This is a genomic window from Ruegeria sp. E1, assembly GCF_056534225.1.
This window is the reverse complement of the sequence record NZ_JBQFPE010000010.1, coordinates 153,714-180,056: the sequence shown is the minus strand read 5'-3', so window position 1 is coordinate 180,056 and position 26,343 is coordinate 153,714. Positions and strand designations below refer to the sequence as shown.

The following is a 26,343-nucleotide window of genomic DNA, read 5'->3' as shown; positions in this document are numbered from 1 at the left end:
ACAAGTTTACAGCACCTCCTGATAGAACTTCTTCGGGGTCTCGCCGCGACTCAAAGACGTTAATGCCTGCCTGGATGTCTCAAGCGCTTCGCCGATTGTCTTGTCCATATCGATGTAACGATACGTTCCTAAGCGACCAACAAAAGTGACGTTCTTCTCTGCCTGCACAAGCCCAACATACTTTTCCAGAAGCCCTTTATCATTGAGCAGTCTCAGCGGGTAGTAAGGTATGTCGTCTCTGCCGCTCAGGCGCGAAAACTCTTTGTAGGCAACGGTCCCGGTTGTCTGATCCATTTCCCACGGGGCAAAATACTTGTGATCAGAAATTCGCGTCCACGGGATGTCTTCGTCACAGTAGTTCATGACAGCAGTGCCCAGCAGATCACCTGCATCGCGAACCTCTTCAAAGTCCAGTGTCCGATACCTTAGATCACCAAGCCTGTAGCCGAAATAGCGATCAATAGGTCCGGAATAGAAGACATGATCATAGGTCTCATCTAGATCTTCAAATCGAGTAGCCAAAGATACATTGATACCCGGATGGTCCAAAATAGCGGCGACCATGTCCGTGTAGCCGTTCTTCGGAATGCCCTGATACTTGTCGTTGAAATAGTTGTCGTCATAGGTGAAGCGCAAGGGCAGCCGTTTCAGGATGGAAGCCGGAAGCTCTGTCGGCTCGACGCCCCATTGCTTGCGTGTATATCCTTTGAAGAAGGCCTCATAGATTTTCTGCCCAACGAACGCGAGCGCCTGTTCTTCGAAAGATTGGGGGCTCTCGATCGCGACGGCACATTCCTCTTTCAGAAAGACTTCGGCCTCAGCGGGGCCCATGGTTTTTCCGAACAGCTGATTGATCGTGTGTAAATTGATCGGCAGCGAATATACTTGCCCTTGCGATGTCGCTTTTACACGATTGGTGAACGGCATGAAATTCGCGAACCGGTTTACATAGGCCCAGATTGTTTCACTGCTGGTGTGAAAAATATGAGGTCCGTACTTGTGCACCATCACGCCTGACTTTTTGTCACGCTCGGTGTGGCAGTTTCCAGCAATATGTGGACGCTCGTCAATAACATAGACCTTGCAGCCTTGCTCTGCAAATTCTCGCGCGATCACAGCACCGCTAAAACCCGCACCCACACACAAGATTGTCAGCTTGCTCAGAGGGCTTATCATTGTCGCTGCTGCTTTCTTGCCAAGGCCTAATTCTAGCGAAGAACTAGACTACTCTACCGACACTGACAACGCCCAATGCCATCAGAGCAGCAATACAGCGATCGAAAACTTCGATCTATGAACTGAGCAGTGAGGTTGGGCACAACACCAAGACGGTCGCGAAGTGGCGCAAACGCCAATCAGTCGAAGGCCAGAGGACTGGACCGCGAGAGCTTCGCTCAACCATTCTTAGCTAAGACGAGGTAGCCATGGTTGTCGCGTTCCGGCGGCACACCCTACTGGAACTGGACGACTGCCCCAAGCTTTGAAGGCATCAATACCACGGCTCAAACGCGAGCAAATGCTGCGTCAGCAATAACCGCGACGGCACAAGTCTGCTTTGTCCCGCATTTTGTCCGTTCGGTATGTCTCAGATTTTATATTAGCGGCGAATGGCCGGTTTGACGGGCCGCTCTCAACTATTCACAGTTAGCGCCTTTGAATCGAAACCACGGCGCTTTCGTCACCACCGTTCCACGCATTCGCGGATTGCTGGATGCATGTATTTGTTGCAAGCCAGAACCCGGCTGCCATGCATCAGAAAGTGCTCCAGTGGGTCGCAATCGACTTGGCCTCCCGCTTCCGTAATCATGGGAATAGCGGCGAAGGCATCCCAGGCGTTCAGATGCGCCTCATAGTATCCTTCGGCTTGTCCTGCAGCGACGGCTAACAGACTGATCGCGGCTGATCCATTGCGGCGGTACTCCATGCCCGCATCCAGCAGTGTCTGGATCAGGGCAGTATGCTCGGCAACCGGGCGGCGGTTCGACCAACCCAGCAATAGCAATGCACGATCGGGTTCCGTACAGTCCGAAACGTGTAGCCGCTTTCCGTTCAGCCAAGCACCAGATCCAGCGGCGGCCCAGGCCAGCATGTTCATATCCGGGGCGCAGATCACGCCCAGCGGTATCCGGGCTCCGTCATAGAAAGCGATGCAAACGCCCCAGTCCCGATGACCCCGCATGAAATTGGCGGTACCGTCAATTGGATCCACAACCCAGAGAGCTTGCCCAGTGCCGGACACGCCGCCTTCTTCACCCAGCATAGCGTCTGATGGCCAGTTGTCCGCAATCCGACTGCGGATCAGGTCTTCGACGGCGCGATCCGCGAATGTCACGAAGTCCTGCGGGCCTTTTTCAGCGACAAACTCGGCACTTCTTTCTGACCTGAGGCGTTGAGCTAAATCTCCGGCCTCCTGCGCCAGCGATTTGGCGAATGTCAGACGAGCATCTAAGTCGGTCATGTCAGCTTCCTACTTTTGCCAGAACGTCAGATTTCAGGAACCGTTCGATGAACAACATGAACCCCACCGAAGGCACCAGCAGAATAAGCGCAGTGATTGAGGCGATCTGATAGTTCCCTTCCATCGACGCCGTGAACAGCAGCAAGGGCATGGTAGTCACGTCCGGCACGCCAACAAAATAGGTGCCAGTGAACTCGTCCAGCGAGATGAGGAAAACGAAGATGGCGCTGGCCATCAGGCCGGGCAGCGCAAGCGGCAGAGTCACGGTGCGGAATACGGTAAAGGGCGAGGCCCCTATGTTGGCGGCGGCCTCCTCAAGTTCACGGTCCACAGCGGCAAAGGCAGCGGTGGCAATCCAAACCGAAAACACAAGACCCTGGATCGTATGGACCAAAACCACGCCGAGATAGGTGCCATTCAGGCCCAGCCCGTAGAAAATGCGCGCAATGTTCATATGTACTGCAATGGACGGGAAAGCCTGCGGCAACAGGAAAAGGAGGAGAAAGAATGTCCTCCACGGCAGGCTGCCACGTCCAAGCGCCAGCCCTGCCGGTATCGCCACTGCCAGCGAGGCCAGTACTGTAAACAGCGCGATCAGTACCGAACTCCAAAGCGATTCCATAGCGTTGCCCTGGGGGCGAAACACACGTTCCCAAAATGAAAAGCCATAGCTTTGTGGAAGTTTGGCGGGGAAATACCATGTTTCGGCCACCGACCAGATCAGCATGTTGGTGATCGGTCCGAAAATGGTGAAGGCCAACAGGGTCAGCAGAATGGCCGTCACGGTCGTGCGCAGAAGGATCATGCTGGCTTCCCTCCTTCCCGCACGCCCTGGCGCAGGTAGATCCAAGCGATAACGGCCGTCATGGCATATGAGATGAAGCCAAGCGCATTGGCGACGCCGTAGTCGGAATAGGCGTTGATGCGCCATGCCATGTCGACGGTGATCATGGTTGGAGTCTGCGCATTGATCATCAGTGGAACAGACAACACCGACATCATCACCACATATGACAGGATCAACCCGACCATCAGTGTCGTGGCGACTTGAGGCACGACAATTTCGAACAGGATGCGCAATCGGGACGCGCCCAGATTGCGAGCCGCCTCGATCGTGGAACGATCCAGCGCGGCCATGGCGCCTGCGACCAGCAAGGCCACGAAAGGCGTCTGTTTCCAGACGAAAGTGATCACGATGCCGCGCCAATCCAGATAGCTGGCCGCCTGTAACGGCTCCATCAACCCGGTCGAGACGACGATGTTGTTCATCATGCCGTTCTTGGCCAGAAACGTCCGCATCAGTTGCGCGGCGACCACGAAGGGAATGAACAGGGGCCAGCGGTAAAGCCAGCGCAGCACCGCAAGGGCAACACGATTTTCACCAAGCGTCAGATAACCGCCAATGGCAACGGAGAAGCCTCCGATGATGACAGTGGACAGGGTGACGATGATCAGTGTGAACAGGATGTCATTGGAATAAAGGCCAAACGCCTTGATGAAATTCTGCAGACCCCAACCGCCGAGATCCTCGTCCCGGAACGCCCAAAGCAGAGAATAGCCCAAGGGGTAGAGAAACAGCAACCCAAGCAACACAATTGCCGGGGCAACCAGAACCAATGAGGTTTTGCGTGTGATCATCGTTATCCGGTCCAGAATGTTCAGGTGCGGGCCGAACGGAATAAGCCCGCACCAAGGTTTCCGTTGTTGGGAGACTTAATTGGAAACCTTTTGCTCATAGGCCTCGCGGATATCGTCGAAGAACGGACCCAGCGGGAACGGCTTACCTTTGCTGGCCAACTCTTCAGGAGTTACGTCAGTGAACAGCTTGTCCCAGACCTCTTTGTCCAGCGAGGTTTCAACATGCTGGGCGTCGATGCCCGGGTACCAGTTGAAGCGTTTGACGATGCCCTCGGCCTGCACGTCGGGGCTGGTGGCCAGCGCGATGAACTTGCGGGCAGCTTCGGCATTTTCGGCCTTGGCGGGAACCGCGTAGTAGTAAGGTTGTCCCGGCATTCCCGGCTCGGGCAGCAGCAGTTTGAGATTTGGGTTCAGACGCCCGTCGGCCTGCCACGTGTAGAACATATCGACCCAGACCGGGCCCATCACGATCTCGCCCCGGTTCATCATGTCCAAGGTGCCCGCGTTGCCCGGGGTAAAGGTGACGTTTTCGTTGAACGCTTTAAGGTCATTCAGGGCCTGATCCCAGCTGTTTTTCAACTCAGGGTCATAGGGGCCGTTCATCAGCTGATCGGTGTTGCCCGCATAGGCATACATCCAAGCCGCAGTGAAGGCGACGCCGGACATGCCGTTCTTGATCCCGTTATAGCCGAACGCGCCCTTGTTTTCGGCGGTCCAGGCTTTCAGTTCGTCAAAGCTGTTGGGTGGGTTTTCAACAAGATCGGGGTTGTAAGCGATCGCTGTCTGGCTGTGGAACATCGGCATGACATAGCCGGTCACATCCGTGCCCAGAGCGCTTTTGGACGTGTCCCGCGTGGCCAGTTTGCCGGTGTCGATATCGTCGACATATTGCTGCAGCAGGCCTTCGGTCACCATCTCGCCGGTTTTCAGCTGGGTCATGACGACGACATCTGTATCCCACGCGTCATTTCCAGCCTGTGCTTTGATCTTTTCAAGGATCGCCTGACTACCCGCGTTCCCGGGTCCGGTGCCGACCACATTGACGGTCCAGCCCGGGTTCTGTTCCTCGAACAGCGGGCCCAGATAGTCGGTGACGTAATCGACCATATTCTGGCTGCCGCCAGAGGCCACGTTGAGTACGTTTTCGGCTTGCGCCGCACTGGTTGCGATCAGCGCCATCGCTGCTGATGCAAAAAGATTTGCAATTTTGGAAGTCATGGTGTTTCTCCAGGGTCTCAGAGGTGTTGCGCGGCCTGGCTCGCCGCCTCGGGTCCGGTCACGGCTGTCTGGGACTTTGCAGGAAACAGACTAAGGGCCGTGGCCGGTACGCTTACATCGACCGCCGAGCCGATGGGCATCTTGTGGGGATTGTCCGCCATGATCCGGGCCTCGCCGACCTGAATTTCATGACGATAGACTGATCCCAGATAGGAATGTTGAACCACCGTTCCGGGCAATGACAGGGCATTATCTGCCGCCTGACCCAGCTGTGCTGCGTCGCTGTGAAACAGGATATCGACGGGGCCGCTTTGGGGCTTTGGGAAATGAACGCCGGATACATCTGCGGCTGGGATCGGCAGGCGGTAGCGTTGGCCGTTGACTTTCAGATCGACAAATTGCGCGCCAAGATCGGCCTCACCAGACAGGGTGTTTCCAGCCCCCATGAACCGCGCGACGTAGGGGTTTGCGGGTGTGTGAAACACATCCTCGGGCGTGCCGACCTGCGCGATGCGCCCCTGATTCAGGATCACCACCCGATCGGCCATCGACATCGCCTCTTCGCGGTCATGGGTGACAAGGACGGTGGTCAACCCCAGCCGTTGTTGCAGGCTGCGGATCTCGTGCCGCATATTCGCACGGATACCCGCATCGAGGTTGGACAGCGGCTCATCCAGCAACAACACCGGCGGGTCGATGGCCAGCGCCCGTGCCAGCGCAACCCGCTGCCGCTGACCGCCGGACAAAGCGCCGATCTTGCGGTGGATCAGATCGCCCAACCCCACCAGCGCCGCCATCTCCTGCACTCGCGCCGAAATCTGAGCTTTGCTTTTTCCGCGCAGCTTCAGCCCGTATCCGATATTCTGTGCCACGTTCATATGCGGCCACAAGGCATAGGACTGAAACATCATCGCCATTCCGCGCTTTTCGGGCGTTGTGTGGCTCATGTCCTGACCATCGACGGAGATCGAGCCGCCACGCACCGGGACAAAACCAGCCAACGCGCGCAGCAGCGTGGTCTTGCCACAGCCCGACGCCCCCAGCAGAGCGATGAACTCTCCGGCCCGCACGTCAAGATCGATGTCCGACAACACATCCTGCTCGGCATATCCTACCCGCAAGCCGCGCAGCTGTATCTCGGCACCAAGAGTAGAAGAGGCGGTTTCGTAGTCGACCGGAGCAAGGTTCATTTTGCATCTTCCATAATTCTGCTACAAATGTAGTGAACACGTGTTCACATAACGGTAAGTAATGACACCTTTATGACGCAAGCTAAAATTTCAGATACTCACAAAAGAAGCTGTGACCGATCAAAAAGAGACCTGACTGAAACATGACGACAAGCAAAGCTTCCAAACCACGCCGCGTTACAGCGAAGCAGGTTGCGCAGGCGGCCGGTGTTTCGCGTTCGGCGGTGTCGCGAGCGTTCACGCCAGGCTCTCCGCTGGATGAGGATAAGAAAAAGAAGATTCTGAAAGTTTCTGAGCAGCTTGGATACCGGCCCAACGCGTTGGCGGCAGGGCTGCAAAGCAATGGTCGATCCAACCTTGTGGCCATCGTCACCGGCGATCTGGTGAACCATTACGATAGCGAGATTCTGGCCAAGCTGATGCAGGGATTGCACCGGATGGGCAAGTGGCCTGTCGTGCTCGGCGGGTCCGTCGAAACGACCGAAGCAGAGATCCTTGAAGTGCTGGCGTATCCGCTGGATGCACTGATTCTGCGTGGCGGGAGCGTAGACGAATCAGTTGCGATCCACTGTGCCAAACTGAACATTCCTCTGATCGTATCCGGTCGCATCATGCAGGCTGAACGGGTCGATTGTGTCTGTTGCGACAATGCGCGCGGGGCGAATTTGGCCGTTGCCGAGCTCATCAGCCAGGGGAAAACTCGGCTTGGATATCTTGGCGGTCAGGAGCACCTTTCTTCGGATCAGGAACGCATGGCTGGATTTGAAGACGCCCTGGCGAGAGCGGGCTTGAAACCTGCCATCATCGAGCATTCCGACTATAGCTATGAGGGCGGGTACCGGTCCATCACTCGGATCCTGAATGGCAATGGCGGTATCGACGGATTGTTTTGTGCAAACGATGCAATGGCGCTGGGTGCCCTGACAGCGGCCCGTCAGGTGTTTGGGCTGAACATTCCGACGGATTTGTCTGTGGTGGGCTTTGATGACATCGCGATTGCCCAATGGCCAAATATTCAGTTGTCCACCGTACGCAACGACATGGACCAGACCGTTTCCGAGATATTGCGGCTGCTTTCCGAAAGATTGGATCAACCGGCAAAACCGGGTGAAACTGTCTTAATCGCCCCGGAATTTATCTCACGAGGAACGCATTGACCATGAAGGCCGATGTCGCAACATATTCTGTCTGGATGATCCCCGAGGAACCGGAGCTGACCGCGTTGAGCAACCGGATCAGTAATTTCGCCAATGCGCATGGTGCTCCGTCCTTTGTACCGCACGTGACGCTCATGGGTGACATTGCGGCTGAAGAGGCAGAGCTGGCTGCACGCCTTGGTAGCATATCATCCGGTTTTTCATGCCACAAACTGACCGTGACCGATGTTAAGGCGGAAGATCTGTTCTTTAAGTCTTTGTATCTGGACCTATTGCCCCCGCCCAACCTTATCCGCGAGCAAGCAGCGCTGGCGCAAGCTTTGCCGGCCTCTCAGCGCCCGCGAGAATTTCTGCCGCATATCAGCGTCGCCTATGGTCCGATCAATCCCGAAATCAAAGCTGCAGAAACCGAAGCCTTAAAAGACTTGACTGGCGTAACACTTAGTTTCCGGCATTTGCATCTGGTGAAGTCCAGCCAAAACCTGCCGGTTGAGGATTGGGAAACATTGCGATCATTTAGGCTCAAAACCTCTTAGGCAGGTTCTTGGGCTTATGCTGCGGAGTTTGTTATTGTTTCTTTAGATGCCTGAGCCCACTCAGAACTCGTCTTGCCATTGTGAACTGACATACATCGCATGTTTTTTTGGCGGGGTAGCTGCATGCTGCTTCAGTGAAAATGTAGGTCAGCATCCAGCGGAAGCATAGTCACCGAGTGCCCCAAATAGCAATTATGGCAGAGTTTGCATTCCGCGAGTTTGGAGGCTCCCTGCCTTTTTCTCCTGCAGTGAACGGCGGCTACTCGGTGATCAACTACCTCTACACGCTGGACAACACGTTCTACAGTGCGCTGACGCGGGAATGCCTGGGTTGAAAATTGATCCCGCCAGCAAACTGATCGTACGGCCGTTCCACAAGTTCTTCAACCTGGGTGAAAAGCGCCCGGTGCAGGAAGAGCCGCGGGATGTATCCCATGCGGTTCTGGATAAGCTGGACGGTTCGATGATCCACCCGACGATAGTCTGGGGTGAGATGGTGTTCATGATCCGGATGGGCATCTTTGCCCAGCCCCGAGCGGGGTGGGTCGTTGCTGGGCCTGAGGTGAAAGCACTTTGCGCCGATATGATCGCGGCAGGCTTCACGCCGATTTTCGAATTCACGTCGCCCCAGAGCCAGTTGGTTCTGTCCCTCAGCTGACCTTGCTGGCGATCAGACATAAGCGGCCTGGGGCTTACATGCCGCATGCAGAGCTGGAAGCTGTTGCCACCCAGTACAGTGTTCCGATCGTCGCGCAGTTCGACAGCGTTGACGATGTGCACCGGTTCTAGAATGACGCGCGCGCACTGGAAGGCCTCGAAGGCTACGTCATCGCGTTTGACGATGGCCTAAGGCTGAAGATTAAAGCGGATGCTTATGTCCTGCGGCACAAGGCACTTGCTGGGCTCGCGCATGAAAAGAACCTGATGGCCTGGATTGCCAAAGGTGCCTTGGACGATGTTCTGCCGCTGTTGGCACTAGACGATGCCGCGCAGGTTCAATCCTACTATGACGACGTTATGGGTGTGGTTCATGACAGGGCAGGGGAGATCGACGCCTTCGTCTCGCAGCACCGGGAGCTGGCTCGGAAAGATTTTGCATTGAGAGCCAAGGCAGAGCTTGATCCGAGATTGCAATTGGTGGCTTTCCGGGCCCTGGACGGGGTACCATCGAGCAAAAGCCTGCTCGACATCCTGTAGTGAGAGTCCAGCTCTGAGAACAAGGTCGATGCGATCCGGCCTCTGTTCGGGATGCAATGGCAACCGATTGACACGCCGGATTAAGGCGGGAGAGGGCGGTTGAATCCGCCCACTCCAAGACATCAAATGCTTTTAGAGAGGCACTTCGCGCTCTTTCGTTCGCGTGCCCCGGTCTGCGGCACCTTTGAGAGCAATGACAGAGTCCTGCCATTTCGGCCCGGGGGCCTCATAGTAGTTCCACACCCCACGCAGCAAGCTGCAAACAAGAGCAAAGCCCTTGTTTTTAAGGTTCAAACGGGCTTGCGCCCGCTTTTCGCTGTCGGCGACCTTAACGCCCTGTTTTTTATGCTTTTTCATGTTGTCGACATGGCCCTGGCCCAGTTTGGGCCAGCCTAACCCGGCCGTTGGGCCACTTCTGGCCCACGTCAAAGCACGTGACCCGTCACCCATAGTTCTGCCTGTTTTGCAGAGGAATTTTCCTTGGAGCCCGAAACGGAACTCGGTTTGCTGAGCGGTGAACCAAAGAACACCCCGAGACATAAAGTTTGCACCTGCAGAACTGGATCGGTGGCTTCGATATGTGGGGAGTGGCCTAGATACAATCAGGACATGGTATCTGGACCGCGATCGAATTCAAATCGGTTTCAGTTGTGTGAAGCCATCAACGCAGGTGTGTAAAACCCCGAAACTGGAGAACAAAGGCGCTGTTTCGAACGCATTCACCGCCAATTCTTGGGAATTTTGCTTCGATCAGGTGAAAGTTCGGGGTTTTACACACCAGCAGTTGCCCAATTGCACACCCTGTGATGGCCACTCATCCACCGGAAGACTCTGTGCCCTTGGATTGGTTGGAACATCCGTTCTTTTTCGCTGCAAGCTGAACAAGCTCCCGCATAGGGAGAATTGGCTCGCTTGTGCGATGGGCCACGAGCCGTTTTGCGCCGCGGGGCTGGTTCAAGTGTCCAAAGGCCAATCTATGGCACAACGACCGTAAGCCTTCCATCGCCGAACAATTGCTAAACCTCACCGACCTTTTCGTCAGAGGAGTGACTGTGGCACCGAGTTCTCGGCTTGGAAACATCTCAAGGCCGGGATCGGTGCGGACGCGCGGTTCTACGACCCGCAAGCGCCGTACCAGAAAGGAACCGTCGAGAATACAAACAGCAGGCTGCGAAAGTGTCTGCCGAGATCAACTGAACCAACGGCGCTGACAAATCGATTTTTGAAGTCGATTTGCCACCGCCTCAACTCTACCCCGCGCAAGTGCCTCGACTATCGAACGCCGGCCGAAGTCTTCGAAAGCAAGCTGATGGAAATTCAGAACAGGCTGACATAAAATAACAAATCAGAAATTGTGCTTCGACGTGAGTTCATACTGCAAAGTTAAAGTGTCATATTTCACGGCTGATCCCAATTCGTTTTCAAAGAGCGAGAAATGCGAATTTTTACCGAAAGCTTGGCTTCATGTATAGCCTTCGTGTCTGTAACTGTTGTCCGTTCCCACTTTTGCATTATTCCAAAAGTCTTCGCTGGAAGAAGACATTGGTCCTTCTAGCCTCAGCAAAACAATGCTGAGTGTAAAACTCGGAAGCCGCTCGCTAAGATCGATCAGGTTCCCATTGACAATATCTTGTGTAACGATCGATTTCGGCAACCAACCGACACCGAGACCACGTCTAACAAACTCCACAACCGCTAGACTCAACCCCGTTTCAGCGACCGTAGTCAAAGGCCTTGTAGACTGGAAGCTGTCCCTAAACATTCTTTGTTGGATCTCTCCCAGAAAGATATTTTTCGGGTACCCAACAATCGGAATCTCGTCCTCTTCGGAAGCGGAAAAAACACCTGGTTTTCCGACTGGCAAAAAGATCTCTTGGCCTAAAGATACTTGCTCACAATTGTCTGGAACAATGCTCAGTTCTTCTTCGACCGGTTGGTACACGAGGGCGAACTCGGCGTCTCGCTGGACCAGGCTTAAAATGCACTGGCTCATTCTGCCTGACTTCACGCGGACGTGCGTCCTGTTACCCGCGGCAAAATTAGACAACAGCTTTGGTGCAATCGACGCGGCCAAAGCATGTTGACAGATCAGGGTTACGCGAAGTCGATGGCTTAGATCCGGGTCTGATAACAGCGATTTTGCCCGTTTAATGGCTGCAGCCGCATCGCGCAGTTCTGGGATACAATCTACAACGTGATTTCTGAGAGTGATCGGTCTGGTACTTCTATCAAAGAGCTCGCATCCTAATGCGCCTTCGATCGCACGAATGCGACGTGTGAAGGCAGATGGCGTGAGAAATCGCGTTTCCGCCGCAGAATTAAAAGACCCTGTGTCGTTTACTGCAAGTATGTCTTCTATCCATTCTAAGCGCATGGGATCTCCATAAATTGCAATTCTGTCAATTTAATGCTCATATTTCGAACTTGATTTCAATTCATTTCCTGAGAGTTTGAGGTTTAAGCAACTTGCCGATTTATTGAACTTCAGTCATCGCGATCAACCACCTGCGGGCATCAACAGTAAAACGCAGAGTTCAGGCCTGTTGCACCGAAAAGAAAACCTCACAGGGAGAAAAAAATGCGCAACTTAAAATCAACGATTTCGATGACGGCTGCTGCCAGCATGACCGCCTTGCTGTTGGCGCTTCCGGCACAGGCAAAAAACTTCAAGGTAGCCGTTGGCGACAGTGGCGGTAGCACCCAAGAAGTCGGTGGGCTTGCTTTCAAAGCCGCACTTGAAGAGCTTTCGGGCGGAAAGCATACCGCAACCCTCTTTCTCAATGGTCAACTGGGTTCAGAGCAGGACACCGTAAATGACGCCGCAATTGGAACCCTGGACATGTCGATCCTGGCGATCAACAACATCACGCCCTTCTCACCGCGCGTTGGCATTCTGTCGTTGCCCTACGCAATGCTCAGCCTGGAAGACGCAGAAACCCTGACTCAGGGTCCAATCGGTGAAGAGCTGGTACAAGCAACCATCGAAGACGCAGGTGTGCGCATTATCGGCTGGACTTACGCCGGATTCCGCCGCCTGACGAACTCTCAGAAGCCGGTGCGGACTGTTGAAGATCTGCAAGGTCTGGTCATTCGCGTTCCCAAGAACGAAATCATGATCGACACCTACAAATCCTGGGGCATCAGCCCGACACCGATGGCATGGTCCGAGACGTTCGCTGGGCTTCAGACACAGGTCGTCGATGGCCAGGACACGCCCTACATCACGATCAACGCGATGAAATTCTACGAAATCCAGAAATATGCGACCAACCTGCGTTACCTGTTCCTGATCGAGCCGCTGATCGTGTCCGAGCAAGTCTTCCAAGAACTGTCAGCAGAAGATCAGGAAGTCGTTCTGGAAGCTGCCAAAGCTGCAACTGCCGCCTCAGCGCAATTCCTGCGCGACAAGGAAGCAGAGATCCAGCAGCAGCTGGTCGACCAGCACGGAATGGAAATCGTAGACCCTGCCAATGACGAAGTAGAGTTCATCGAACTGGCAACACAGGCTGTATGGCCGAAATTCTACGACAGCGTAGGCGGCATCGAGAAGGTGAACGCCATGCTTGAAGCCATCGGCCGCGAGCCGGTTTCCCAATAAGACCAAGCTCACAAAATATCGAGAGGCACCTTCGGGTGCCTCTTTGCTAACAAAGGGGACGTGTCATGAAAGGCTTTTGGGAGGTCGTAGACAATATTGAAAGCTATATCTGCCGGGCATTGCTGATTGCCTTCGTTTGTCTATTGTTCATTCAGATCATCGTACGGACGCTCTTTAACTTCTCATTTTCATGGGTTGAAGAATTGTCCGTTTACATGTTTGTTTGGTTCGTTTTTTTCGGAGCAAGCTATGCCGCCAAAATGGGTGCGCATAACAGGGTGACCTTTCAATTCAAATTCCTTCCTGCCTCTGCCATAAAGTATATTGAGGCAATCGCAGATCTCTTTTGGATTTTCTTTAATGTCTACTTCGTCTATCTGGCGATTGATTTCATATTCAATAAAATGAATCGGTTTCAGTCCTCTCAGACCTTGGGTTTCCATCTGAGTTGGGTCTACATCGTTCTACCCATTGCGTTTTCTCTGATGACATTCAGAGTGCTGCAAGTGAATTACAAGAAAATCGTCCTGAAACAGGACCTTCGGGATCCCGATGCAATTGACCTTGAAGAGTTGCGCGCGGACGTATCCGAACACCAAGAATCCTCTAGCGAGAATGGGAGCAAGTGATGGGTAGCGAAATTGTTTTCATTCTTTTTGGGGGGTTTCTATTCCTCCTGGTAATTGGTGCGCCAATTACGGTGGCATTGGGTGTATCTACCCTATTGTCGTTTCTGTATCTGGGCGAAAACCCAATTAAGTTTGTGCAGATTGCATATACTTCAGTTGGATCGTTTCCTCTAATGGCCCTCCCGGCCTTTATTCTGGCAGGGGCATTAATGGAGGCTTCCGGGCTATCCCGGAGGCTTATCAATGTCGCCGAAAGTTTTGCCGGGCCATTTACCGGGGGCATGTCCGCCGCAACGGTCTTTGCCTGCCTGTTTTTCGGCGCCATCTCGGGTTCGGGCCCGGCCACGACAGCTGCGGTTGGGATGTTAATGATCCCTGCAATGATTGAGCGCGGATATGGAAAACCGTTCGCCTCGGCCATCACTGCGTCCTCGGGCGGGCTGGGGATCGTGATCCCTCCGTCCATTCCCCTAATCATCTTCGGCATCGCGGCACTTGGCATGCCCGCCCCACCCGAAGCCGTTGCTGAACATGGTCAGTTTCAAACCGTTTCGATCCCAAAGCTGTTCATTGCTGGCTTTATGCCTGCCTTCCTGATCGCCGGCAGCTTGCTGATCATGAACTTCATTCTGTCAAAAAAGCAGGGCTACAAAGGCTCGGCAGAGGGTTGGTCAGCGCGTCAGATCCTGTGCGAAGTGTATCGGGGTTTTTGGGCGCTGATGGCACCGATTGTGATCCTGGGCGGAATCTATTCCGGGTTCTTCACACCCACAGAAGCGGCCATCGTAGCAATCTTTTACACCTTGGTTGTCGGTGCGTTCATCTATCGCGAACTGACCTGGTCGAGCCTGTTCACCTCGCTTGAAACAACCACATGGCTGACGGGTCGTGTGTTGCTAATCATGTTCACGGCGACGGTATTCGGGCGTTTGTTGGTCGAAAACCAGATCCCGGCAATCATCGCAGACGGCATGCTTTCTGTAACAAGCAACCTCTACGTCATCTGGACTCTGGTAATTTTGTTCCTGCTGTTTGTCGGCATGTTCATGGAAACCTTGGCCACGATCCTAATCCTTGTTCCTGTGATGCTGCCGGTGGCCTACAGTATGGGCATCGACCCCATTCACTTTGGCGTTGTCATGGTCTGTACATTGGGTATTGGCTTTCAAACGCCACCGCTGGGGGAAAATCTGTTTATCGCCTCCGGGATCTCGAACATATCGATCGAGCGGATTTCAGTTGCAGCCCTTCCTTTCGCTGCGATCAACACAATCGCGATCTTTATCATCGCGTTTTTCCCGGAAATATCGCTCTGGCTCCCCAGGTTGATGGGTTACTAAAAGCACAAAGGATCAAGAAATGTTGCCGCAAACAGATGACATTTTGGTCGCTACGGACCTTTCGGAAAGTGCAGATAACGCGCTGCGACACGCGCTTGGTTTGGCGCAAAAGCTAGATGCCAAGGTGCATGTCCTGCATGTAGCTGAACCGCTGTCGCCAGACGCAGTCGTGACGCTGAACATGTTCATGCAGGACCAGCACGCGCGGCAAAAAGCCCTGAATGAGCGCCATGCGTCCTTTAAAGAGCTGTTGAAGCAGAACCAGAAGGCATTTGCCGAAGGGCTTTCAGGCGAAGAGAAATCAGCCTATCAGCTGGTTGCCAGCGCCGAATTGGTGGATGGTCACGCGGCAGAAATGATCCTGAGCCGCGCGAAGTCGCTGAATTGCGGCCTGATCGTCATGGCCACACACGAACATAGAACCGGTCACACCTTCCTTGGGACAGTGGCGAAACGCGTCCTGCGCCGCTCGACCATACCAACACTCGTTATACCGCAGCAGGCTTAAGAAGGCTGGGCAAGACACCTGACCCTGCCCATTTCAGTTTGGTACTCCGCCGTTTGGATCAGGATCCGGCGGCGACGACGATCAGAATTTCCACCTTAAGCTCTGGGCTGGCCAGCTTGGCTTCGCCGCAGGCCCGCGCGGGCTCATGCCCGTTCTCGACCCAGGCATCCCACACAGCATTCATTTCATTGAAATCCTGCATGTCGGACAGCCAGATAGTCGCCGACAGAATGCGGCTCTTGCAGCTGCCGACCGAGCCCAGAAGATCTTCGATCTTTTGAAGGGTCGTACGAGTTTGATCCGCAACGCTCTCCCCTCGGTTTCCCACCTGCCCACACAGGTAAATCACGCCATTGTGCTCGACGATACGGCTCAAACGGCCTGTGCCCTGATGCCTCACGATTTGGCTGACCATTTCATGTACCTCAGTTGAGAAATTTCATTGTGAATACCAGTGCCATGCCCAGCAGAAAGAGGGTCTCGACCAGCAGGATAATTAACAACACGGGACGAACGCTCAGTACCGCAGCAAGATCGGTGCGCAGGCCAATTGCAGCGATCATCATCCAGCGGGCGAATTCAGAGACAGTATAAATCACGATCTGCGGGATTTCGACAACGGTCCGCGTGACCGCCAGCGCTGCAAACAAAATCAGGAACCACGGAAACTGAGACCGGCCCGCACGGCTGTCGTGAAAACACAGATGTATCGTTATGACTAACACCGGAAGCGCAGCCACACGCAGCATCTTTGTCAGCGTTGCCGTAAGCCCGGCCTCGTCGCTGACTGAATATCCTGCTCCAACAACCTGCGCGACATCATGGATGGTCGCGCCAATCAAAAAACCGGTTTGGGTGTCATCAAACCCCAGCCCCTGAAACAGGATGGGATAGACAATCATAGCTATGGTCGACAGTACAGTGACCGCGATCACCACCAGGACGGTGTCTTTTTCCCGGTCAGGTCGCGCAGGCAGCACTGACGAAAACGCAAGGGCAGCAGAGGCGCCACAGACGGCCACGGCCCCCCCGGACAAGATGCCAAAGGCAAACCGCCTGCCAATTGCGAAAGAAAGCAATGCACCACAGCCCAGCGTTGCCAGAACCATTCCGAACACAGCCACAATCGAGGTTGCGCCTATGGCCTGGACATCTTCGAACCCAAGTCGGATGCCCAGAAGTCCCACACCCAGCCGAAGCACCGTCTTAGCGGTAAAGTTCAGTCCTCCTTCTAGCTTGGGCACTTCTGCAAGAAACCCAAGGGAAAGGCCGATCAGCAAAGCAATTAACATGGTCGGAGCACCGTAATGCTCAGACAGGAATGTCGCCGTGGCGGCAATTAATAACGCGACCATCAGGCCGCGCCAGTAGCTTATTTGGAGATTGGTACTAGCCCAACCGAACAGTTGATCGGCCCTCGACCACGCATGGCGATCATCCAAGGTCGAACTCCACACCCGGGAAGTATTTGCGCAGACGGTCATCAGCCGTGCGGGCATGGCCTTCCATACCCTCATGACGCGAAATTCGCGCTGTTGCTTCTGCAACCGGGCGCATGCCATCAGCTGTTGCGCGCTGCCAAGTCACAGTTTTGATAAACTTGTGCACCGAAAGCCCGCCTGTATACCGCGCTGCGCCGCTGGTCGGAAGCACGTGGTTCGGACCAGCCGTTTTGTCGCCGAACGCCACAGTGGTGTGTTCGCCTAGAAACAACGACCCATAGTTGGTCAGGTTGTCCAGCCACCAATCCAGGTCCCGGGCCTGCACGTGCAGATGCTCAGGAGCATACTGGTCTGACACACGGACCATTTCATCGCGATCACTACACAGGATAACCTCTGCATAGTCACGCCATGCGGCCTCGGCATTCACACGGTTCAGCTCAGGCAGTTTAGCAATGAGGCGCGGAACCTGACTGACCGCGGAATTCGCCAGAGCTTCGTCGTCGGTCACCAGCCAAACAGGCGAGTTGTAGCCATGCTCTGCCTGACCAACCAGGTCCGATGCAACCAGGGCAGGGTCGGCCGAGCTGTCGGCTATGATCAGACTATCCGTTGGGCCAGCAAACATATCAATGCCGACTTCACCGAACAAAATGCGTTTGGCTTCCGCTACAAACTGATTGCCCGGACCAACGAGGATGGCGGCCTTTGGTGTGTCGAACAAACCTTCGGCCATAGCCGCGACGCCCTGAACGCCACCGAGATTTAGAACCGTGTCAGCACCGCACAGCTTCAGCGCATAAAGAATTGCTGGAGGGATTCCGACGCCACGCCGAGGCGGCGAAACAGCCGTAATATGCCTTACCCCAGCCACTTTAGCGGTTGTAACTGTCATGATCGCGCTGGCTAAGTGGCTATAGCGCCCGCCAGGAACGTAACAGCCGGCCGCTTCGATCGGGATCTGCCTTTGCCCGGCGATAAACCCCGGGACAATCTCAACAGTGCAATCACTTATGGTGGACAGTTGCGCTTCGGCAAATTTTCGAATGTTGGCGTGAGCGAACTGAATGTCCCGCTTGACCTGATCCGGAACCAACGCTTCGGCGGCATCGAACTGTTCAGGCGCCACCACTATATCGCCGTCCCATTTGTCGAACTGCAGCGCCAATTTGCGAACGGCATCCTCGCCTCCATCTCTTATCTGCTGCAATAAGTCCTCGACGATGGGTGTGACGTCGTCAGAGCCGCCTTCGGTTGTCTGAGAGGCGCGTTTAAGATAGGTGTGTGACACTGCAATTTGCCTTCTGTGTTGCCGGAGGGGCAGTGGTATTTGCATAATCTAAAGGGACTAAACGTAAGATCATCCAAACCGCAGTTTACGGCGGAGAGGGTTCCGAGATTTTCTGTTGAGCGCCCGAAAACTGAACGATGTTGTCCACCAATACGTCCAGGGTGTCGATAACAGGCACATCGACCATGATATCCGCTGCGATCAACGAAAACTCAGAGCAACCAACAAGGATCGCATCGACCCCCACGGCGACAAGCATGTCTGCGCTTTTTTGAAGCGCTGCTATCGACCCAAGATCAGGACCGCGTGCCTTAATAAGTTTGATTGCATTCAATAGGGTTGCATCATCATCGGGAAAGACTGTCTTTAACCCGTGCTTCGCTAGGGCTTTGTCGAACAAACCGATCTTCTGAGTCGCGGGCGAAGCCAATACTCCAACTGCTGCGCCGACAGGCAATAGTTTTCCAAAACGCGCTGCGGCCAGTTCTGGCATATGTATGAACGGAATGTTTGTGGTGCCCTGAATGTCCGGCGCAAAGGTGTGTGCCGTGTTGCAAGGCATCACCAGAGCTACGGCTCCTGCAGTTTCAAGTGAACGTGCCATGCCAGCCAGTACCGGCGCCGGATCTGCGCCCTCCCCATCAAGCAGCCAGGAAATCCGCGATGGAACCTGCGGGTTCATGTCAATCAGCAACCGAATATGATCGGCGTCATCCCGGGCTTCTACGGACTGAACAAGACGACATTGAAGAAGGATCGTCGCCTCAGGCCCCATTCCGCCCAGAACGCCAATTTTGCACTCAGTCATGCCGCTTGCCCTCGCACGTATGTCTGAAGGACGTCAGACAAAATCGCGCCGATTTTCTGACAATCTTCGGCGGAAAAACTCAGAGGGACACGCATATCAAAAAGGGTTTTGAGAATTCTGTCTGTCTTCGGAAGCTCTTGCCGCGCGAGGTAGTGCCAGTGGCTGTGCTGCGAGGTGAACCCTTTTGGTTCCTCGTCACCAAACCACTGCACTTCGACACCGCGCAGCTGCAGATCAATCACCAGACTACGACACGCATTAGGTGTCAGAGACGGGGCAAGAAACTGGATCGAACTGCCAACACGTACTGCGGCAGGTGGGCACACAGGCAATGAGACATCTGGCGAAATCGCAACAAGCGCATCTGCCAAGATCGAATAGCGCTTCAACCACCCATCAATCGCTTGATCCAGCTCTTCAATCTGGGGCCGAAGAATAGCGGCACGCAGATTGTCCATTCGGGCCGACATATTAGGCCAATCGTATCTAACCTCTTCGAAATGACTGGGATCAGGCGCGGCGCCGTGCCGTTCATAGTTCATATACGATCCCGACATTATCACTGCGCGCGCTGCCAGAGTCGGATCATCTGTGGTCATGAACCCGCCCTCGCCCGAGTTCATGTGCTTATAAGTTTGTGTTGAAAAACACCCAGCGGCTCCAAAGTTGCCGCTTTTTTGACCTCTCCAAGTTGCACCCATCGTGTGGGCACAATCCTCGACCAAGGTCAAACCCGTCTCGGCTGCGATCGTCTGAACGGCATCCATATCGGGCAAGTGGCCGCGCATGTGTGACAAGAGCAGGATCTGAGCGCCAGAGTTTCTCGTCTTCACCTCAAGATCAACCAGGTCAATGGTCAAATCCTCGGTAATCTCGACAAGTACAGGTGTCCCACCCACTGCTCGGATGGCACCGGGCACGGGCGCAAGCGTGAATGCATTGGTCAGCACAGGTGCGCCGGGCTGTACGCCTGCAGCACGCAATGCAAGCTGAATTGCCTGCCCTCCTGAAGCTAAGGCAATACAATACCGAGAACCTTGCCAAGCGGCGAATTCGGCCTCAGCAAGGGAGACTTCACTGAGACCGTTTGCATCGGATTGATACCGATGCAGTGCAGCGCTCTTTAGGACACGATCTGCAGCACGCAAAGAATTAACGGGGAGTTGTGCCTGCTGGGTAAATGATCGATCAAAGCGCTGCAGCATCTTACGCGGCCTTTTTCCACCGGCTCTGAAAATCGAACGCCGAATCGTAGCCAAAAAGCGCTACCGAACCACCGGTATGTAAGAAAACAACGCGCTCTTCTTTCTTGAAATGCCCTTTGCGGACAAGATCAATAAGGCCAGCGGCACCTTTGGCTGAGTAAACCGGATCCAGGAGAATGGACTCCAATTCAGCAAACATTGCGATCGCCTCCAGCCCGCTTGCTGTCGGGATGCCGTAACCCTCGCCAACGTAATCAGTGTTTGCAACAACGTCCTCGCGCTTGACCAGACCTGCGCAGTTTAGTTTTTTTGCTGTCGCGCAGGCCAGATTGAAGACGTTTTCTTCCTGCTTGGCTTTAGGCGCACGCACACCAACTCCCAGCAACGGGATGTGAGCATTGGTGGCCTTCAGACCAACAATAAGACCTGCTTGGGTTCCGGCGCTGCCGGTTGCGTGTACAATGTGATCGACACGCAGGCCGCGATCGTTGAACTGGCCCAGCATCTCGTAGGCACAGTTTACATATCCAAGAGCGCCGGTTGCGTTCGATCCACCGCCAGGGATGGTGTAAACCTTCTTGCCGGTTGCGCGCAGGCGATCGGCGGACTTCTCCATTTCAGCGTTCATATCAAGACCACCCGGAAGTTTTTCCGTGGTCGCACCGTGTAGGTGATCCAAGAGAACATTGCCGTTGTTGTTATAGTTGTTGTTGTTCGAGCCGGTTCGGTCTTCCAGAAGGATGTGGCAATCCATGCCCATTTTTGCTGCAAATGCAGCCGTCTGGCGGGCGTGGTTCGATTGAGTGGCGCCTTGCGTCATGACGACGTCTGCATTGGCCAGCTCGGCCTCGGCCATCAAAAATTCTAGCTTGCGTGTCTTATTGCCTCCTGTCGAAAGGCCGGTGCAGTCATCACGCTTAATCCAAATTTCGGGCCCGCCAAGTTCCGCAGAAAGGCGCTCCAACTTTTCAAGTGGCGTCGGGAGATGTGCGATGAAACGACGAGGGTAGCGGGCTAGGTGCATGATGATCTCCAAATTGCATAAATGTAATTATCGAGCCTTCAGTTGCGTGGTCAAATTCGAAATAATTGCTGTAAGTTGACAGTATTGCAATTCGATCCGTGCCAGTACGTTCTAGGGATGTGTCGCAAACTATGGGATCTAGTTTACGAGCCTGCGTGATCTGAGGTTTGTACTGGTCGAAAAATTTCGAACAGGTTGTTTGAGCATGATCTCGTTAAAGGACTGTCATTTCCTCAGGGATGCAGTTTTGTACGCTGTTTACTTCTATTTACGGAACATGGTGTCCTATCGTGACTTGAAGGAAATCATGGCTGAGCGCGGTGCGCGAGTTGACCATGCCACATTGAATAGGTGGGTCGTGAAATACTCACCGATCGCCGCAGCGCGTGCGCAATCGAAGAAACACCCAACGCTAAGCCCCTGGCGCATGGACGAGACCTATATTCGTGTTCGTGGCAAATGGATGTACCTCTATCGGGCCGTCGATAAAGCTGGGAATACTCTTGATTTCATGCTGACTGAGCGTAGGAACCGTCCAGCAGCAGCACGGTTCTTTGGCAAAGCGCTGTCTTCAAATGGCATCCCGAGCAAGATTGTCATAGACAAAAGCGGCGCCAACGCGGCGGGCAATCGAGAGGTGAACAAAATCCTCAATCGGTTTGGCTGCCCAGCCAAAATCCAAACGGTCAGGTTCAAGTATCTGAATAGCCTGATCGAAAAGGATCATCGATTTATAAAGCGTCGAGTACGGCACATGTGTGGGTTCAAATCGTTCAGATCCGCGTCAGCTACTTTGGGCGGCATTGAAGTCGCCAACATGATCCGGAAGCGGCAATTCCCTAGCAATACGACGTCTGGCTTCCAGCTATTCGCCGAGATCGCAGGATAGGTGTATCCAGTAAGCTGCCGACCTTGGCCGTCCCAATTGTTTGCGACACAACCCTCAAAGTCACGGCGTTGGGAATTTGGGCGAGAATGCTCATGTCTTGACGGTCGCGCATCGAGAACGGTTGGCTCGAAACCGGTTGCACGGAAACGCAAAGCTGGACACAGTCCGTCAAAGGCCAAATGACAAGGGGGTTAGCACTGTGGGGCGATCCGGCAACGTTCTGTTTATTACCATTGATCAATTGCGTGCGGATTGTCTGAGCGGGGCGCTGGCGGCCCATGTCGACATGCCCAACCTGCGCGCCTTCATGGGTGAGGCGACCAGTTTTCAAAACCATTTCTCAGTCACCAACCCTTGCGGTCCGTCAAGAGCTTCGATGCTGACCGGGCGCTATGCCATGAACCATCGGTCTGTCCGCAATGGCACCCCGCTGCGCCATGATACGCCCAACATCGCCACCGAAATGCGAAAGGCTGGGTACCTGCCAATGCTTTACGGCTATACCGATACCTCAGCCGACCCGCGCGTACACCACCCTGACGATCCCAGCGTCAAGAGCTATGAGCAGCCGATGACCGGATTTCATGAAGTGGTCGAGATGCGGCTGGAGGAATCCTATCCCTGGCGGTCGCATTTGCTACAAAAGGGCTATGCGTTCGATGCATACATGGACGTCTACAAGCCCATGTCGCCCGATGGCGGTGCACCGCGGTTGGATGATCCGGCGCTGTATCGGGCCGAGGACAGCGATACTGCGTTTCTGACCGACAGATTCCTGCACAGCATCGCCGCCTATACCGACAGCGACTGGTTTGCGCATCTGACCTATATTCGACCGCACCCGCCGCTTGTCGCACCCGCACCCTATAACCGGATGTATGACCCCGCGCAGTTGCCGCTGCCAAGCACGCTGCAATCGGCAGAGGATGAACGCACGGTGCACCCGTTCTTTGGCCCTCTGATCGACAAGAACGCGCTGCGCGGCACCGTGGTCGGGTTCGATGAGATCGCGCCCACCACGGAAACCATCCAGACCCTGCGTGCGATCTATCTTGGATTGGCGACCGAGGTGGATCATCACATCGGGCGGGTTATCCAATACCTCAAGGACAGCGGGCTTTATGACAAAACTCTTGTAGTGATCACCGCCGATCATGGTGAAATGCTGGGCGACCGACACTCCTGGGGCAAGATGTCGGTCTATGACGCCGCTTACCAAACGCCACTGATGATCCGCGTGCCGGGGGACGGGCAGGGTAGGGCGATCTCGGTTCCGACCGAATCCATCGACATTGCGCCCACGATCCTCGACTGGGTCGGCCAGACCGCGCCGAACTCGATGGATGGCCGCTCGTTGCTGCCACTGATCCGCGGTGAGGCGCCCGGGGATTGGCGCAGCTATACGTTCAGTGAGCTGGACTTCTCGGAACCCGAAAAGCCCTCGCTTTGGCAGGAAAGGCTGGGGACGGGCAATAGCGACTCGTGCCTTTGTATCCTGCGCGACGCGCGTTTCACGCTGGTCGAGTTCGCCGCCGATCTGCCGCCATTACTGTTTGATCGCGAGGGGCAGGGCGAGTACGAGAACGTCGCCGACAAACCAGAGTTTGCTGCTGATCTGGCCCGATTGTGCCGCCAGATGCTGCGCCATCGGATGCGCAATGCCGACCACACCCTGTCGCTTGATTCGATCACAGCCGAAGGCCCGAAGTCGCGGCCGCGCTATTTCTAGTGCGGGTGGATCAGGCGGCGGGTCGGTAAGAAAGGCAATGTGCACGTGTGTCACGGCTTAGTTTTTATCCAAAAAAGATTTTTGGTGACAAAACCATCAAAAAACTGTCACATCTTTTTGGTCTTTTGCTGAATTGAAGAAAGACCTGAACTTGCGGGCACTATGACGACGACCAAAGTGAATGACAGTGTTGCCAACACTTTGGTACTGGATGGGGAAAGACGATTGACCAGTATCGATCTGCCTTTACGGCGGAGTACAACTGCTTTTGCGTCCCCAACATCGATTGCACGATCCGCACGACGATTCAGCCAAGAATCGCGCCCGATGCCTGCCGCCCGGCCGGCATCGGCGTTTCGAAGACTTAGAAAAACCAAGAGGGTTCCAAGATGAAAAGACTTCTTCTATCCGGCGTCGCAGCGATCGTGCTGCCCGGCGCCGCGTTTGCGGCATGTCCGGCGGTGACCGTGGCTGAATCGCAAGGCGTTGCTGCAGGCGCGCATCCCCAGCAGTACGAGCTTGCAGAGTTTCAGTCCGCCGCGGGCTGCGAGCTGGGCTTTTCCGAGAACCCTGCTATCTCTGACTTGAATGCACGCATTGCGGGCAACGGAGACCTGCGTCCTGTCGCAGACCGTCTGCCCAATGAACCGCTGGTTGTGGTCCCCTATGAGGCGATCGGCCAGTATGGGGGGCAATTCAATGCGCTGTCGAATGCCACTGAATCGGGCACCTCGGACTTCCTTTCGACCCGCCACACCGGTCTCGTCCGCTATGTTGACGATTTGCAGACCATCGTGCCGCATGTCGCAAAATCCTATGAATGGAACGACACGTTTGACCAGCTGACTGTCACGCTTCGTGAAGGTCACAAATGGTCGGATGGCGCACCGTTCACGTCTGCAGATGTTGTGTTTTGGTACAACAATCTGATGATGGATCCGAAGGTCATTGCAGAGCCAAAAGGCTATGCTCTGGCGGGTGAGCAGCCAATGGAGGTTGTTGCGCTGGACGAAAAGACCGTTCAGTTCAACATGAAAGCCCCAAAGCCGGGATTGATTGAGACCTTTGCGGTTCAGTATGTGCAGCCCTATCAGCCGGTGCATTTCCTGGGACAGTTCCACCCCGAAATCAGCGATGATGCCGATGCCAAAGCCCAGGCGTTGGGATATGAAAACGGCTATGATCTGATCAAGGCATACTATGGTAACTCGGACTGGACCGATACACCGTCGCCGATGCTGACGGCTGGTGATAAGCTTGCCAATCTGCCCAAGCACACAGTTCCGACGCTGGAAAGCCATATCATCGTCGAGGAAACTGCCGAAGGCCGCCATCTGGTTGCGAACCCCTATTTCTTTGCAGTTGATACGGCAGGCAACCAGCTGCCCTATATCAACGAGCAGGACGAGGTGTATATCAGCGACGAAGAAGTTCGAGTGCTGAAGCTGCTGAATGGCGAGGTCACGTACAAGGCGCAATCGGTTGGCCTTCCGTCGGCCCCGGTTCTTCTTGAGGGGCAAGAAGCCGGCGGATATCGCATCGAAGTCAAACCAACCGTTGCGATGCCGGCCGTTGCCTTCAACCTGACCCATGAAGACGAAGCGGTTCGCGATGTCTTCAATGACCTGCGGTTCCGGACTGCGATGTCCAACGCGATCAACCGCGATGAGATCAACGAAACCGTATTCTTCGGACTCGGTACGCCACAACAACATATCGGCTTCTCGCCTGTTCCGGCATTCGTCGACCCGAAATGGATTACTCATGAGACTGCCTTCGATCCCGAACGTGCCAAATCGTTGTTGGACGAAATGGGTCTGGTCGATGCCGATGGTGACGGGTTCCGTGACATGCCGAACGGTGATCCTCTGGTTTTGGATTGGCAATTCTCGACCCAGGAAGTCTCATCACCTCTGATCGAACTGATTGCTCAGAACTGGATTGATGCGGGTATCAACACCACCATCAAAGAAGTTACGCCCGACGAATACCGTTCGGCCCAGTCAGCCAACGCACTGGATGTGCTTACCTGGACCGTGGGCAGGCCTGCGGGCACGACACTGGGTGACAACACCCTGTGGGTTCCGCCCTATTCCGACTATTTTGGTCTGCGTCCGGCAATGGGTTGGGCTGAATGGCTTGCATCAGAGGGATCGGCCGGTATCGAGCCCCCGGAATACGCGATGAGCATGATCGATGACATCGCGGCCTTCCAGGCGTCGATCCCTGGCACGGACGAACATGCCGAGATCGGTGCGCGCATGGTCGAGACGCTGGCCAGCAATCTGTTGTTCATCGGCATCATCTCGGCTCCGTCGCCGATCTATTTCAGCACCAAGCTGAGCAATGTGCCGGAATTCAAGACTGCGTCTTATGAATTCTACCGCACCTATCCTTACCGCGCCTATCAGTGGTCGCTGAGCGAATAATCGCGGTATAATGCTATCAGAAGGCGGGCGGTGACGCCCGTCTTCATGCTGTTTCTG

At 54.7% G+C, this 26,343-nt stretch carries 25 protein-coding genes and 2 pseudogenes; 14 read left to right on the top strand and 13 right to left on the bottom strand.

What is annotated here, in order from left to right; genetic code table 11:
* Positions 1 to 6: 6 nt before the first annotated feature.
* Positions 7 to 1,176, bottom strand: a complete 1,170-nt coding sequence (glf, locus tag ACR0FG_RS14325; RefSeq protein WP_480893665.1) for a UDP-galactopyranose mutase — start codon at positions 1,174 to 1,176, stop codon at positions 7 to 9.
* Positions 1,177 to 1,238: 62 nt separating this feature from the next.
* Here glf and ACR0FG_RS14320 point away from each other — a divergent pair.
* Positions 1,239 to 1,525 (top strand): annotated as a pseudogene (locus ACR0FG_RS14320) (IS481 family transposase); the annotation flags it as partial.
* A gap of 153 nt (positions 1,526 to 1,678) precedes the next feature.
* Here ACR0FG_RS14320 and ACR0FG_RS14315 read toward each other — a convergent pair.
* The 5 genes from ACR0FG_RS14315 to ACR0FG_RS14295 all read right to left on the bottom strand — a co-directional run bounded on the left by ACR0FG_RS14315 (position 1,679) and on the right by ACR0FG_RS14295 (position 6,504).
* Positions 1,679 to 2,458: an inositol monophosphatase family protein gene (locus ACR0FG_RS14315; RefSeq protein ID WP_480893664.1), complete on the bottom strand. Its 780-nt coding sequence runs from the start codon at positions 2,456 to 2,458 to the stop codon at positions 1,679 to 1,681.
* 1 nt (position 2,459) lies between these two features.
* Positions 2,460 to 3,263 carry an ABC transporter permease gene (locus tag ACR0FG_RS14310; RefSeq protein WP_480893662.1) on the bottom strand — a complete coding sequence of 268 codons (804 nt, stop codon included), beginning with the start codon at positions 3,261 to 3,263 and terminating at the stop codon, positions 2,460 to 2,462.
* Positions 3,260 to 4,096 (bottom strand): ABC transporter permease subunit, encoded by an 837-nt coding sequence (locus ACR0FG_RS14305; protein WP_170717687.1) that lies wholly within the window; start codon positions 4,094 to 4,096, stop codon positions 3,260 to 3,262. The genes ACR0FG_RS14310 and ACR0FG_RS14305 overlap by 4 nt, the downstream gene beginning before the upstream one ends.
* 75 nt (positions 4,097 to 4,171) lie before the next feature.
* The gene (locus ACR0FG_RS14300; protein ID WP_480893660.1) at positions 4,172 to 5,314 is read right to left on the bottom strand and encodes an extracellular solute-binding protein; all 1,143 of its coding nucleotides are present in this window, start codon (positions 5,312 to 5,314) and stop codon (positions 4,172 to 4,174) included.
* A gap of 17 nt (positions 5,315 to 5,331) precedes the next feature.
* Positions 5,332 to 6,504, bottom strand: coding sequence for an ABC transporter ATP-binding protein (locus ACR0FG_RS14295; RefSeq protein ID WP_480893659.1), 1,173 nt, complete (start codon positions 6,502 to 6,504; stop codon positions 5,332 to 5,334).
* A gap of 143 nt (positions 6,505 to 6,647) precedes the next feature.
* On the opposite strand from ACR0FG_RS14295, the gene ACR0FG_RS14290 reads away from it, so the two are divergent.
* From ACR0FG_RS14290 to ACR0FG_RS14265, 6 genes and pseudogenes are all read left to right on the top strand, one after another.
* Positions 6,648 to 7,661, top strand: a complete 1,014-nt coding sequence (locus tag ACR0FG_RS14290) for a LacI family DNA-binding transcriptional regulator (protein WP_480893658.1) — start codon at positions 6,648 to 6,650, stop codon at positions 7,659 to 7,661.
* A 2-nt stretch (positions 7,662 to 7,663) separates the two neighbouring features.
* Positions 7,664 to 8,197 (top strand): 2'-5' RNA ligase family protein, encoded by a 534-nt coding sequence (locus ACR0FG_RS14285; RefSeq protein WP_170717684.1) that lies wholly within the window; start codon positions 7,664 to 7,666, stop codon positions 8,195 to 8,197.
* 176 nt (positions 8,198 to 8,373) lie between these two features.
* On the top strand, positions 8,374 to 8,532 hold the full coding sequence (locus tag ACR0FG_RS14280) for a hypothetical protein (RefSeq protein WP_480893656.1): 159 nt from the start codon (positions 8,374 to 8,376) through the stop codon (positions 8,530 to 8,532).
* Positions 8,520 to 8,855, top strand: coding sequence for an RNA ligase (locus tag ACR0FG_RS14275; RefSeq protein ID WP_480893655.1), 336 nt, complete (start codon positions 8,520 to 8,522; stop codon positions 8,853 to 8,855). The genes ACR0FG_RS14280 and ACR0FG_RS14275 overlap by 13 nt, the downstream gene beginning before the upstream one ends.
* Positions 8,856 to 9,001: 146 nt before the next feature.
* Positions 9,002 to 9,394: a hypothetical protein gene (locus tag ACR0FG_RS14270; protein WP_480893673.1), complete on the top strand. Its 393-nt coding sequence runs from the start codon at positions 9,002 to 9,004 to the stop codon at positions 9,392 to 9,394.
* 1,048 nt (positions 9,395 to 10,442) lie between these two features.
* Positions 10,443 to 10,730 (top strand): annotated as a pseudogene (locus ACR0FG_RS14265) (transposase); the annotation flags it as partial.
* Positions 10,731 to 10,856: 126 nt separating this feature from the next.
* Here ACR0FG_RS14265 and ACR0FG_RS14260 read toward each other — a convergent pair.
* Positions 10,857 to 11,768 carry a LysR family transcriptional regulator gene (locus ACR0FG_RS14260; RefSeq protein WP_480893654.1) on the bottom strand — a complete coding sequence of 304 codons (912 nt, stop codon included), beginning with the start codon at positions 11,766 to 11,768 and terminating at the stop codon, positions 10,857 to 10,859.
* A 204-nt stretch (positions 11,769 to 11,972) separates the two neighbouring features.
* Here ACR0FG_RS14260 and ACR0FG_RS14255 point away from each other — a divergent pair, with 204 nt between their 5' ends.
* The 4 genes from ACR0FG_RS14255 (at position 11,973) to ACR0FG_RS14240 (ending at position 15,469) form a co-directional block, all read left to right on the top strand.
* Positions 11,973 to 12,992 carry a TRAP transporter substrate-binding protein gene (locus tag ACR0FG_RS14255; RefSeq protein ID WP_480893653.1) on the top strand — a complete coding sequence of 340 codons (1,020 nt, stop codon included), beginning with the start codon at positions 11,973 to 11,975 and terminating at the stop codon, positions 12,990 to 12,992.
* A gap of 65 nt (positions 12,993 to 13,057) precedes the next feature.
* Positions 13,058 to 13,621, top strand: a complete 564-nt coding sequence (locus tag ACR0FG_RS14250) for a TRAP transporter small permease (protein WP_480893652.1) — start codon at positions 13,058 to 13,060, stop codon at positions 13,619 to 13,621.
* Positions 13,621 to 14,961 carry a TRAP transporter large permease gene (locus tag ACR0FG_RS14245; protein ID WP_480893651.1) on the top strand — a complete coding sequence of 447 codons (1,341 nt, stop codon included), beginning with the start codon at positions 13,621 to 13,623 and terminating at the stop codon, positions 14,959 to 14,961. The genes ACR0FG_RS14250 and ACR0FG_RS14245 overlap by 1 nt, the downstream gene beginning before the upstream one ends.
* A gap of 19 nt (positions 14,962 to 14,980) precedes the next feature.
* The gene (locus tag ACR0FG_RS14240; protein ID WP_480893650.1) at positions 14,981 to 15,469 is read left to right on the top strand and encodes a universal stress protein; all 489 of its coding nucleotides are present in this window, start codon (positions 14,981 to 14,983) and stop codon (positions 15,467 to 15,469) included.
* A 58-nt stretch (positions 15,470 to 15,527) separates the two neighbouring features.
* Here the strand turns inward: ACR0FG_RS14240 and ACR0FG_RS14235 are convergent, their stop codons facing one another.
* The 6 genes from ACR0FG_RS14235 to cuyA all read right to left on the bottom strand — a co-directional run bounded on the left by ACR0FG_RS14235 (position 15,528) and on the right by cuyA (position 21,239).
* The gene (locus ACR0FG_RS14235; RefSeq protein ID WP_480893649.1) at positions 15,528 to 15,884 is read right to left on the bottom strand and encodes a RidA family protein; all 357 of its coding nucleotides are present in this window, start codon (positions 15,882 to 15,884) and stop codon (positions 15,528 to 15,530) included.
* Positions 15,885 to 15,894: 10 nt separating this feature from the next.
* Positions 15,895 to 16,824 carry a YeiH family protein gene (locus ACR0FG_RS14230; protein WP_480893648.1) on the bottom strand — a complete coding sequence of 310 codons (930 nt, stop codon included), beginning with the start codon at positions 16,822 to 16,824 and terminating at the stop codon, positions 15,895 to 15,897.
* Between the two features lie 79 nt (positions 16,825 to 16,903).
* Complete coding sequence (gene hisD, locus ACR0FG_RS14225; RefSeq protein WP_480893647.1) at positions 16,904 to 18,202, bottom strand: histidinol dehydrogenase; 1,299 nt, start codon at positions 18,200 to 18,202, stop codon at positions 16,904 to 16,906.
* 85 nt (positions 18,203 to 18,287) lie between these two features.
* On the bottom strand, positions 18,288 to 19,010 hold the full coding sequence (gene cuyB / locus ACR0FG_RS14220; protein WP_480893646.1) for a cysteate racemase: 723 nt from the start codon (positions 19,008 to 19,010) through the stop codon (positions 18,288 to 18,290).
* Positions 19,007 to 20,215, bottom strand: coding sequence for a DegT/DnrJ/EryC1/StrS family aminotransferase (locus tag ACR0FG_RS14215; RefSeq protein ID WP_480893645.1), 1,209 nt, complete (start codon positions 20,213 to 20,215; stop codon positions 19,007 to 19,009). The genes cuyB and ACR0FG_RS14215 overlap by 4 nt, the downstream gene beginning before the upstream one ends.
* 1 nt (position 20,216) lies before the next feature.
* Positions 20,217 to 21,239, bottom strand: a complete 1,023-nt coding sequence (cuyA, locus tag ACR0FG_RS14210) for a D-cysteate sulfo-lyase (protein WP_480893644.1) — start codon at positions 21,237 to 21,239, stop codon at positions 20,217 to 20,219.
* Positions 21,240 to 21,444: 205 nt separating this feature from the next.
* Here cuyA and ACR0FG_RS14205 point away from each other — a divergent pair, with 205 nt between their 5' ends.
* The 3 genes from ACR0FG_RS14205 (at position 21,445) to ACR0FG_RS14195 (ending at position 26,286) form a co-directional block, all read left to right on the top strand.
* Positions 21,445 to 22,128 (top strand): IS6 family transposase, encoded by a 684-nt coding sequence (locus ACR0FG_RS14205; protein WP_480893643.1) that lies wholly within the window; start codon positions 21,445 to 21,447, stop codon positions 22,126 to 22,128.
* A 199-nt stretch (positions 22,129 to 22,327) separates the two neighbouring features.
* Complete coding sequence (locus tag ACR0FG_RS14200; RefSeq protein ID WP_480893642.1) at positions 22,328 to 23,857, top strand: alkaline phosphatase family protein; 1,530 nt, start codon at positions 22,328 to 22,330, stop codon at positions 23,855 to 23,857.
* A gap of 389 nt (positions 23,858 to 24,246) precedes the next feature.
* Complete coding sequence (locus ACR0FG_RS14195; RefSeq protein ID WP_480893641.1) at positions 24,247 to 26,286, top strand: ABC transporter substrate-binding protein; 2,040 nt, start codon at positions 24,247 to 24,249, stop codon at positions 26,284 to 26,286.
* Positions 26,287 to 26,343 lie beyond the last annotated feature (57 nt).

Bases quoted from the DNA above. Each gene is read 5' to 3' on its own strand.
- glf (WP_480893665.1), bottom strand. From the start codon at position 1,176: ATGATAAGCCCTCTGAGCAAGCTGACAATCTTGTGTGTGGGTGCGGGT.
- ACR0FG_RS14315 (WP_480893664.1), bottom strand. From the start codon at position 2,458: ATGACCGACTTAGATGCTCGTCTGACATTCGCCAAATCGCTGGCGCAG.
- ACR0FG_RS14310 (WP_480893662.1), bottom strand. From the start codon at position 3,263: ATGATCCTTCTGCGCACGACCGTGACGGCCATTCTGCTGACCCTGTTG.
- ACR0FG_RS14305 (WP_170717687.1), bottom strand. From the start codon at position 4,096: ATGATCACACGCAAAACCTCATTGGTTCTGGTTGCCCCGGCAATTGTG.
- ACR0FG_RS14300 (WP_480893660.1), bottom strand. From the start codon at position 5,314: ATGACTTCCAAAATTGCAAATCTTTTTGCATCAGCAGCGATGGCGCTG.
- ACR0FG_RS14295 (WP_480893659.1), bottom strand. From the start codon at position 6,504: ATGAACCTTGCTCCGGTCGACTACGAAACCGCCTCTTCTACTCTTGGT.
- ACR0FG_RS14290 (WP_480893658.1), top strand. From the start codon at position 6,648: ATGACGACAAGCAAAGCTTCCAAACCACGCCGCGTTACAGCGAAGCAG.
- ACR0FG_RS14285 (WP_170717684.1), top strand. From the start codon at position 7,664: ATGAAGGCCGATGTCGCAACATATTCTGTCTGGATGATCCCCGAGGAA.
- ACR0FG_RS14275 (WP_480893655.1), top strand. From the start codon at position 8,520: ATGCCTGGGTTGAAAATTGATCCCGCCAGCAAACTGATCGTACGGCCG.
- ACR0FG_RS14260 (WP_480893654.1), bottom strand. From the start codon at position 11,768: ATGCGCTTAGAATGGATAGAAGACATACTTGCAGTAAACGACACAGGG.
- ACR0FG_RS14255 (WP_480893653.1), top strand. From the start codon at position 11,973: ATGCGCAACTTAAAATCAACGATTTCGATGACGGCTGCTGCCAGCATG.
- ACR0FG_RS14250 (WP_480893652.1), top strand. From the start codon at position 13,058: ATGAAAGGCTTTTGGGAGGTCGTAGACAATATTGAAAGCTATATCTGC.
- ACR0FG_RS14245 (WP_480893651.1), top strand. From the start codon at position 13,621: ATGGGTAGCGAAATTGTTTTCATTCTTTTTGGGGGGTTTCTATTCCTC.
- ACR0FG_RS14240 (WP_480893650.1), top strand. From the start codon at position 14,981: ATGTTGCCGCAAACAGATGACATTTTGGTCGCTACGGACCTTTCGGAA.
- ACR0FG_RS14235 (WP_480893649.1), bottom strand. From the start codon at position 15,884: ATGGTCAGCCAAATCGTGAGGCATCAGGGCACAGGCCGTTTGAGCCGT.
- ACR0FG_RS14230 (WP_480893648.1), bottom strand. From the start codon at position 16,824: ATGGTCGCGTTATTAATTGCCGCCACGGCGACATTCCTGTCTGAGCAT.
- cuyB (WP_480893646.1), bottom strand. From the start codon at position 19,010: ATGACTGAGTGCAAAATTGGCGTTCTGGGCGGAATGGGGCCTGAGGCG.
- ACR0FG_RS14215 (WP_480893645.1), bottom strand. From the start codon at position 20,215: ATGCTGCAGCGCTTTGATCGATCATTTACCCAGCAGGCACAACTCCCC.
- cuyA (WP_480893644.1), bottom strand. From the start codon at position 21,239: ATGCACCTAGCCCGCTACCCTCGTCGTTTCATCGCACATCTCCCGACG.
- ACR0FG_RS14205 (WP_480893643.1), top strand. From the start codon at position 21,445: ATGATCTCGTTAAAGGACTGTCATTTCCTCAGGGATGCAGTTTTGTAC.
- ACR0FG_RS14195 (WP_480893641.1), top strand. From the start codon at position 24,247: ATGAAAAGACTTCTTCTATCCGGCGTCGCAGCGATCGTGCTGCCCGGC.